At 58.3% G+C, this 288-nt stretch carries 1 protein-coding gene and 1 pseudogene; both read left to right on the top strand.

From position 1 onward, the window contains the following. Nucleotides 1–150, top strand: a pseudogene (locus EIK80_RS27125) (serpin family protein); the annotation flags it as partial. 43 nt (nt 151–193) lie between these two features. Continuing rightward, nucleotides 194–288: LacI family DNA-binding transcriptional regulator (locus tag EIK80_RS27120; RefSeq protein ID WP_148099145.1), on the top strand; the 95-nt coding region annotated here is incomplete at its 3' end.

The raw sequence follows: 288 nt of genomic DNA, 5'->3' as shown, positions 1-288 counted from the left end.
AAAGCCGGCGCAGACTTCACTAGCGCGCCGGTGGACAACATCGAGTTCACGGTGGATCGCCCATCCCTGTATTCGTACGTCACCCCGGACGGCATACCATTATTCATCGGTGCGGTGCGCAACCTCGGCGGAGTCGGTGGAGAACACTGATACTTTCCCGACAGTCCGTCAATTAGGGTGTATCGTTTGACGCATGGCTACGATGAAGGAAATCGCGAACAAGGCGGGGGTTTCCGTCTCTACGGTGTCGCTGGTGCTCAACGGACGCGACGAGGGGCGCGTAAAGTC

Source organism: Caulobacter sp. 602-1 (genome assembly GCF_003931565.1).
Classification (GTDB): Bacteria; Pseudomonadota; Alphaproteobacteria; order Caulobacterales; family Caulobacteraceae; genus Caulobacter.
The sequence above is the reverse complement of the archived record's forward strand: the minus strand, read 5'-3'. Positions and strand labels throughout refer to the sequence as shown.